The organism is Bacteroides luti (genome assembly GCF_900128905.1).
In the GTDB taxonomy this organism is placed as follows: domain Bacteria; phylum Bacteroidota; class Bacteroidia; order Bacteroidales; family Bacteroidaceae; genus Bacteroides; species Bacteroides luti.
Map to the genome: position 1 here is coordinate 212,974 of NZ_FQTV01000007.1, position 7,568 is coordinate 220,541.

At 32.6% G+C, this 7,568-nt stretch carries 8 protein-coding genes; 7 read left to right on the forward strand and 1 reads right to left on the reverse strand.

The window, feature by feature from the left end; translation table 11 throughout:
- The first annotated feature begins 9 nt into the window (after positions 1-9).
- The 5 genes from BUC21_RS08440 (at position 10) to BUC21_RS08460 (ending at position 3,793) form a co-directional block, all read left to right on the forward strand.
- Positions 10-1,023, forward strand: a complete 1,014-nt coding sequence (locus BUC21_RS08440; protein WP_073401183.1) for a CdaR family protein — start codon at positions 10-12, stop codon at positions 1,021-1,023.
- Complete coding sequence (coaE, locus tag BUC21_RS08445; protein WP_073401184.1) at positions 1,013-1,600, forward strand: dephospho-CoA kinase; 588 nt, start codon at positions 1,013-1,015, stop codon at positions 1,598-1,600. The genes BUC21_RS08440 and coaE overlap by 11 nt, the downstream gene beginning before the upstream one ends.
- 117 nt (positions 1,601-1,717) lie before the next feature.
- Entirely contained in the window at positions 1,718-2,152 is a 435-nt protein-coding gene (locus tag BUC21_RS08450; protein ID WP_073401185.1) for a DUF5606 family protein, read from the forward strand.
- A gap of 766 nt (positions 2,153-2,918) precedes the next feature.
- Complete coding sequence (locus BUC21_RS08455; RefSeq protein WP_073401186.1) at positions 2,919-3,527, forward strand: hypothetical protein; 609 nt, start codon at positions 2,919-2,921, stop codon at positions 3,525-3,527.
- Positions 3,512-3,793, forward strand: coding sequence for a winged helix-turn-helix domain-containing protein (locus BUC21_RS08460; RefSeq protein ID WP_073401187.1), 282 nt, complete (start codon positions 3,512-3,514; stop codon positions 3,791-3,793). Before BUC21_RS08455 ends, BUC21_RS08460 begins: the two co-directional genes overlap by 16 nt.
- 224 nt (positions 3,794-4,017) lie before the next feature.
- Here BUC21_RS08460 and BUC21_RS08465 read toward each other — a convergent pair whose 3' ends face one another.
- Positions 4,018-5,613, reverse strand: a complete 1,596-nt coding sequence (locus BUC21_RS08465) for an ABC-F family ATP-binding cassette domain-containing protein (protein WP_073401189.1) — start codon at positions 5,611-5,613, stop codon at positions 4,018-4,020.
- Positions 5,614-6,059: 446 nt separating this feature from the next.
- On the opposite strand from BUC21_RS08465, the gene BUC21_RS08470 reads away from it, so the two are divergent.
- Together BUC21_RS08470 and BUC21_RS08475 are read left to right on the forward strand one after the other, a co-directional pair.
- Positions 6,060-6,329: a zinc ribbon domain-containing protein gene (locus BUC21_RS08470; RefSeq protein ID WP_073401191.1), complete on the forward strand. Its 270-nt coding sequence runs from the start codon at positions 6,060-6,062 to the stop codon at positions 6,327-6,329.
- A gap of 169 nt (positions 6,330-6,498) precedes the next feature.
- Positions 6,499-6,984: a pyridoxamine 5'-phosphate oxidase family protein gene (locus BUC21_RS08475; protein ID WP_073401193.1), complete on the forward strand. Its 486-nt coding sequence runs from the start codon at positions 6,499-6,501 to the stop codon at positions 6,982-6,984.
- Positions 6,985-7,568 lie beyond the last annotated feature (584 nt).

Sequence of the window (7,568 nt, forward strand, 5' to 3'; positions counted from 1 at the left end):
TAAGATATAATGTTCATTGAAAGGAACATAAAGTTCTTTTATTTAAAGATATTTAGGAGGGTCAGAAGCTTTCTGCTGAGTGAAAAAAGCAGAAAAGTTCTGATCTTTCTGTTTTTTTTCTTTATATCTTCTGGTTTTTGGTTATTGCAGACTTTAAAAAACAATTTTGAGATTGAATTAGCTATTCCTGTAAAACTAAAAAATGTCCCGAACGATGCTGTTATTACCGCTGAGCCTATTTCCGAATTACATATTGTAGTTAAAGATAAAGGAACTACGTTACTGAATTATTTTTTTGGTCACGACTTTTACCCTATAAGTCTTGATTTTGCAGATTATCAGGATCTTGGTAATCATGTAATTATACCTGCATCTAGCATTGAAAAAAGAATTTTATCTCAGCTTAGTTCTTCTACTAAGCTAGTTAGCATCAAGCCTGATGTTGTTGATTACTTTTATACAATGGGTGCATCAAAGAAAGTTCCTGTAAGGTTAAGAGGTAAAATAAGTACAGGACGCCAGTATTATCTTACAGATACAGTGTTTTCTCCCGATTCAGTTCTTGTATATGCTCCACAGTCTATGCTCGATTCTATTAAATACGTAAGCACTCACGCTGTATTATTGAAAGAGATTTCGGATACAGTACATACGAGAGTACAATTGACTGCTATTAAAGGTGTGAAGTTTGTGCCTAGTGTGGTTAATCTTACGCTTCCTGTTGATATTCTTACTGAAAAAACGTTAGAAGTGCCATTGTTGGGAATAAACTTTCCAGCTAATAAATCATTGCGAACATTTCCTTCAAAAGTAAAAGTCACTTTTCAGGTTGGGCTGAGACGCTTTAAATCTATTCGTCCTGAAAACTTTGTTTTTGATATCTCTTATGAAGAACTAATGAAGATTGGTTCTGAGAAATATAAATTAAAACTGAAATCGGTTCCGGCTGGAGTGAGCTATGTACGCATTATTCCCAACCAGGTAGATTTCTTAATCGAATCAATTCCTGCTTATGGCTATTAAAATAGGATTAACCGGTGGCATTGGGAGCGGTAAATCGGTTGTCTCTCATTTATTGAAAACAATGGGTATACCCGTTTATATAGCAGATGATGAATCAAAAAGGATCACTTCAACTGATTCTTTGATAAAGCAACAACTTATTAATTTACTTGGTCAAGGGGTTTATATTAACGGCGTTTTAAATAAAAATCTACTTGCAGCTTATATCTTTTCGGATGCAGAACATGCTAAGATTGTTAATGAGATAATTCATCCAAGAGTCAAAGAAGACTTTGTAAAATGGGTAGATAAAAATAGTAAGTATCCTGTTGTTGCAATAGAGTCGGCAATACTCATTGAAGCTGGATTTACTGATGAAGTTGATATCGTTGCAATGGTTTATGCTCCAATGGATTTACGTTTACAACGGCTGGCTTTGCGTGATTCTTCTTCGTCAAAAGAACAAATCTTAAAAAGAATTCAAAGTCAGATGGACGATGAGAAGAAAAAAGCATTAGCCGATATTATTATTGTTAATGACGAACAAATTCCCGTAATTCCTCAGGTAGTAGAATTGGTAAAATCATCACAACAATAATTGTTTTTCCTAATATATGTTTAAAGGGTCACTTTTTATCAATTTAACGTTGCTTGTTTCAATGTTGAATACTATTTTTGCTGACTCAAATATTTAAAAATAAAATAAAAAAGTATTATGTTGAAGACTATTTTGTCTATCTCGGGTAAGCCGGGTTTGTATAAGTTAATTTCTCAGGGAAAAAATATGTTGATTGTTGAATCAATTTCTGAAGATAAGAAACGTATCCCTGCTTATGGTAATGAAAAAGTTATTTCTTTGGCTGATATTGCAATGTATACAAATGATTCAGAAGTTCCTTTGAAAGAAGTGCTTGCTTCTGTGCTGAAGAAAGAAAATGGTGAATTAGCATCTATTGATGCAAAGAAATCTACAAGCGATCAATTGCGTACTTATTTTGCAGAGATCCTTCCAGATTTTGACCGTGATAGAGTTTATGTAACTGATATTAAGAAACTAATTTCATGGTATAACATTTTGGTAACTAACGGTATCACAGATTTTGAAGCAGAAGAAACAGCTGAAGAAGCTGCAGAATCTGAAGCTGAATAATATATCTTAGTAATCGATAGAAAAGGGTGAATCATTATATGACTTGCCCTTTTTCTATTTGTTATCATCTTGAAAATGAGAATTATAGACTCTTTATAAATTCTCTTTTCAAATACTGTATATACTTAGTTGCTGTAATACTGAGTAAGTTTTGATATAATTTAGTGCTCATAAAATTAAAATAGTCAAAAAGTCTAGCAATCTAGCAGGACGTATTTAACCTGCTGACTGATAGTGTTATATAGGCGCTAGATATACTTGATAAAGTCTAGCGCTAGTCTAGCAGTCTAGCAGTTTATAACCTTATAAAGGTTGACTAAATATGTTCTTATCCCAGTTTGTAGTTTATTAGTTATATCTTAATCACTAACTTCGGTTGACTAATCTTTCTAAAGTCTGTCTCGTCTTGATTTTGGTTGACTGCGTTTATTCATAATCCTAGTATTAGTTGGATTCCTTTGTACACCCGGGTGGAGAATACCCCTATACCCGGATGTAGGTTGTTGCTACACCCGGGTGTAACGCACTAGTACACCCGGATCTACGGAACTGTTTTTATACAATACATCAATAGAATTATAAGCCTATTTGGCTTTTATCTTTTGTGAAATAAATATTTTTATAAAATAGGAAGCAATATATTTGGTTTATATTATAAACCACTTTATATTTGTATCCAGCAATTGAGAAGTGCACAGCTCTTTTGCTTTTTTTATCCGGATATAGTTTATGTTATAAACCAATTTACAAATTAATTAAAAGAACTATGGAAGAGAAAACGTTAACAGAGAAAGAAAGCATAGAAATAATTTCTCGAATGATTCAGGAGACAAAAGAAGGAATGCAGGAAGGTTCAGGAAATATGTTCCTTTTGTGGGGATATCTATCAACAATTGTTTCGTTGATGATCTATTTTGGCTACAATGCAACTGGTAATACAAATATATTTTGGCTTTGGTGGTTAATACCAGCATTAGGATGGCCGGCAATGGTATATCTACTCAAAAAAAGAAAAAGAAGAGTGGTGACTTATATAAATCGTATAGTAAGTTATATATGGATAGTTATAGGAATTTGCTCGGTACTTGTTCCTATAGGTAGTATATTGGCTCCGGTTCCTTTCCCTGCTTTATTTGTTGCAGCATTGCTTGTTAATATCGGAGTAGCAATGACCGGTCTGGTTATTAAATACAGGTTACTTATTATTTCTGGTTTTTCCGGTATTTTATTCAGTTTTTCACTGTTGTTTGTTCATGGCTTGTCATGCATACTTGTCTTTGCTGCAATGTTTGTTGTTTTAATGATTATTCCGGGGCACGCACTAAATGCTGCTAGTAGAAAAACTAAAAAATATGGCCTATGTTCAGAGAACTAGATCCGTTACTTCATTCGCAACTTCGGCTTGCTGTAATGGCTATTCTAATGAGCGTGGAAGAAGCTGACTTTGTGTATCTGAAGGAAAAAACTCAGTCAACGGCAGGTAATTTAAGTGTTCAGCTTGATAAGCTTTCTGAAGCTGGGTATATAAAAGTAGAAAAAAGCTTTGTGGGAAAGAAAACACATACGGCTTGTCAGATCTTACCTGCAGGAAGAAAAGCTTTCGAGCGCTATGTTCAGGCCCTGAAAGATTATATTGGCTGATTAAATTATTCTTCGAGCTTTTCAATGAAAGTATTAGATAAATTAGATATTAAGCTAATTACATTTCTAAGAATTAAATCTTGTGCTTGATATTAAAGTGTTCAAGATGAAAGCACAGACTTCACAGTCTGTGCTTTTTTCAAATATAATAATAGAAAACAACGTGTTTATTAGAGTGTTTCCTTTTTTGAAATACTATAATAAGAAATTGCCAACACTAATTTTTAAAGAAGATTTATTGTTTTATTTATTCCAATTTCATCTATAAAATATTGATCATGAGATACAATTAATAATGAACCATTAAACTCCTTTACAGAAGATAAAAGCATTTCCAAACTATGTATATCCAGATTATTGGTGGGTTCATCGAGTATAAGCATATCTGGAGTATTATTACATATATTCAGGCAACAAAGAATTAGCTTCATTTTCTCGCCTCCACTGAGCTGTGAACATGGTCTGTTCCATGTATCAGAAGAAAATTGATAGCGGTGCAAAATTGTTTTCAACTCATGTTCCTGCAAAAGCCGTTCATTGAATTTTTGTACTTGTTCAAAAACAGATATGTGGAAATCAACCATCGAATATTCCTGGTCAATATAAAGATATTTAAATGAAGCAGAATATAAATTTCCTGATGTAGGAGATAGTTCTCCTGTTATTATCTTTATAAGAGTAGATTTTCCTGAACCATTATTTCCATCGATTCTCACCCTATCTCCACTACGTATCTGGAATGTCAAGGGTAATTCCCACAAAGGTTTTTTTGCAGTAAACGAAAAGTTTAGCTTTTTTGCATCAAAAAGAATCTTGCCGTTATGCAAATCCGTTTCTTTTAGATTTATTTTCAATGTTTGCTCATTCTGTACTTGTATTCTTAGTTGCCTGAGGTTATCGGAAAGCTCATTCAGCTTTTCGGAATGAATACTTTTAAGCTTGGCAGTACTCTGTTCTGCTTTGCTTTTAAGTGTGTTTGCAACTATACGCGGAGTGCCTCCTTTTTGACCTGTTTTTTTCGACTTAATTTCGCTTTTTTGCCTTTGTTCTGCTATTTCGCAGGCTTTTTGTCGTGCTTTCTTTAAAGCCTTTTCGGCATTACTAAGCTGAGTTTGCAAAGCATGTATTTTTTGTTCGTTCTGTAATTTATAAAAATCGTAGTTACCACCGTATGCTTCAATTGTATTTCTCTTTAATACAAAAGTGTGCTTAAGCATATTCAGCAGCATTATGTCATGACTGACAACAAGTATTGTAGACCGACTTGATTTTATGAAGCGATAAAGGATTTTTCTGCTTTCTGAGTCCAGATGATTTGATGGCTCATCAAGAAGAATAATCTCTGGAGAATGGATCTGTATTCCGGCTAAAAGAATTTTTGTTTTTTCTCCTCCGCTTAATGAATTCATTTGTTGGTATAGATCAATATTCTGAATATTCCAAAATTCAAAGGCTGATTGTATTCTTTCTTCAATTTCCCAATCATCATTCAATGATTCAAAATCTGAAAGTGAGTTACTTCCATTAAGGATTGCCCTTAGAGCTGTTAGTTTATTTTCTACATCAAGTACCTGTGAAACAGTATAATCATCATATTGTCCTAAATATTGAGGCACGTAATAGGATGAACTGGATATATCAATATCTCCACTAGTAGAATTTTGTTTCCCTGCTATAATTCTTAATAAGGTGGATTTTCCTGATCCGTTATCTCCGACTAATGAAACTTTGTCGCCGTCGGATATAGAAATATTGATATTCTGAAATAAAGTAGTTCCATCAGAATGTATATATGATAGTGATTTAAGAATAATACTCATAAATCTATAGTTTTAAATTAAATAATGAATAAAGTAAAATATACGGTTAGAAAGCAAACACAAAAGAATTTGCTTATAGTTAGAACAAAATGTAAGATTGTTGTTCTTTAGTAAGAAAAAGACTATTACATAAAATCTAAGTTTATATCATTGCAAATGAAGTAATGCAACGATGCAGTTGACACTTTTTTGACCAAAAATATTCTGTAAGGATAAGAATATATGATGGTTCTGTGACCATCTATTTTTACTTAGATATTTTCATTGAAGTATTTGTTCGTTATTTAATACTGCAAAGGTATGTATAACTTTTTAAAAAGGAAATTTTTTACTTTTAAAAATTAAGAAAGTATAATATATTATGTTTCAAATAAATAAAGCCCCACAGTATATAACCTTTTTGCTAAGAATCATTATTTTTGTAGAAAACTAAAATATCAATTATTATGGAAAGATTGTGTCAAAGCTGTGGGATGCCTATGTCATCCGATGAACTACTAGGAACTAATGCCGATGGTAGCCTCAATAAAGATTATTGTACCTATTGTTTCCAGGAAGGAGAATTTACTCAGGATTTCACTATGGATGAGATGATTCTTCACTGTGTGGAATTTCTGGATGAATTTAATAAAGGTCTCGAAAAACCAATTACCAGAGAAGAAGCTATTGCCCTGATGAAAGATGCATTTCCTACGTTTAAAAGGTGGAAGAAATAAAAAATTCCATTTTAAAGTAACATAACTGATGGTAAGATAAGCTGAAATAAACAAAAGTTTATAAGAAAAAGAGCATTTGCATAATAATGCTCTTTTTTTTATAACCAGGGGAGTTTATCTGTATGGTTATATAATGAAGGATATACTTTTAATATAATATGATATTGCAATGGGAAAATATCACATGAGTAACAGACCTAACAGAGAAATAAAGAGTGAAGAACAAATTATTGAGCTGTTGGAAAAGGGAAAATATGTAACCATATCTTTGTGCAAAGATAGTCAGCCATATATAGTGACTCTGAGTTATGGATATGACAAAGATACAAATTCTTTGTATATGCATTGTGCAAAGAATGGGTTGAAGCTAGATTTTATTAGGGCTAATGCCAAAGCATGCGACACTGTAATAGAAGATGGTGGCTATATATATAATGAGTGTGGCCATTGGTATAAGTCATTAGTGCTTTGGGGTGAGATTTCGATATTGACAAATACCGACGAGAAAAGAAAAGGAATGGAGATTATTTTGAATCATTTGGAAACAGACAATGATTTTATCAAGAAGAAACTGGATAGTGATATTAAACTATATCAGGATTTGGTTGTTCTTAAATATGTGATTAACGAAATTCATGGAAAGTCGGGGCGATAAATAGAAGCAAAATATAAGTTATAAACATTTTCCTGCACCTCCTTACGCGCGCACCTAAATTAATAATGTATATACAGAAGTACCTTTTCTTAAAGCTTCTTGCAAAGAAGAAAAAAATATGTTCTGTAACACGTTTGTAATTCAGCGAGTTATCTATTAATTGCAAAAAAAATAAGAAAAAAGAGTTAGATATATTTGGATTGGTAGGAGTAAAGTTCTACTTTTGCACCCGCTTTGCAAGAGAGACAAAGCTTACGCTGTTGACATAATGTAAGATAACCGGTGCATTCATCGAGGTTTTAGAGAAAAAGAATTTAAAAAATATTCTCGAAAACATTTGGAGGTTAAAATTAAAAGTTCTACCTTTGCATCCGCTTACGAAAATAGCGTAACAAAAAGAAATCGTTCTTTGAATAGATTATAAATAAACGAAACAAGTAGTACAAGAGCATTAAGTGCGTGTATTGTTACATGTACTTGGTAAAATAGAAATGCGAACCGTCAATTAAGATAAACGGAATCCTGATCAGAATTTAAATGAAACTTTTACAATGAAGAGTTTGATCCTGGCTCAGGATGAACGC

What these genes read in the sequence shown, in the direction of transcription:
- BUC21_RS08450 (WP_073401185.1), top strand. Translation starts at nt 1,718, where the DNA reads ATGTTGAAGACTATTTTGTCTATCTCGGGTAAGCCGGGTTTGTATAAG.
- BUC21_RS08455 (WP_073401186.1), top strand. Translation starts at nt 2,919, where the DNA reads ATGGAAGAGAAAACGTTAACAGAGAAAGAAAGCATAGAAATAATTTCT.
- BUC21_RS08440 (WP_073401183.1), top strand. Translation starts at nt 10, where the DNA reads ATGTTCATTGAAAGGAACATAAAGTTCTTTTATTTAAAGATATTTAGG.
- BUC21_RS08465 (WP_073401189.1), bottom strand. Translation starts at nt 5,613, where the DNA reads ATGAGTATTATTCTTAAATCACTATCATATATACATTCTGATGGAACT.
- coaE (WP_073401184.1), top strand. Translation starts at nt 1,013, where the DNA reads ATGGCTATTAAAATAGGATTAACCGGTGGCATTGGGAGCGGTAAATCG.
- BUC21_RS08460 (WP_073401187.1), top strand. Translation starts at nt 3,512, where the DNA reads ATGTTCAGAGAACTAGATCCGTTACTTCATTCGCAACTTCGGCTTGCT.
- BUC21_RS08470 (WP_073401191.1), top strand. Translation starts at nt 6,060, where the DNA reads ATGGAAAGATTGTGTCAAAGCTGTGGGATGCCTATGTCATCCGATGAA.
- BUC21_RS08475 (WP_073401193.1), top strand. Translation starts at nt 6,499, where the DNA reads ATGGGAAAATATCACATGAGTAACAGACCTAACAGAGAAATAAAGAGT.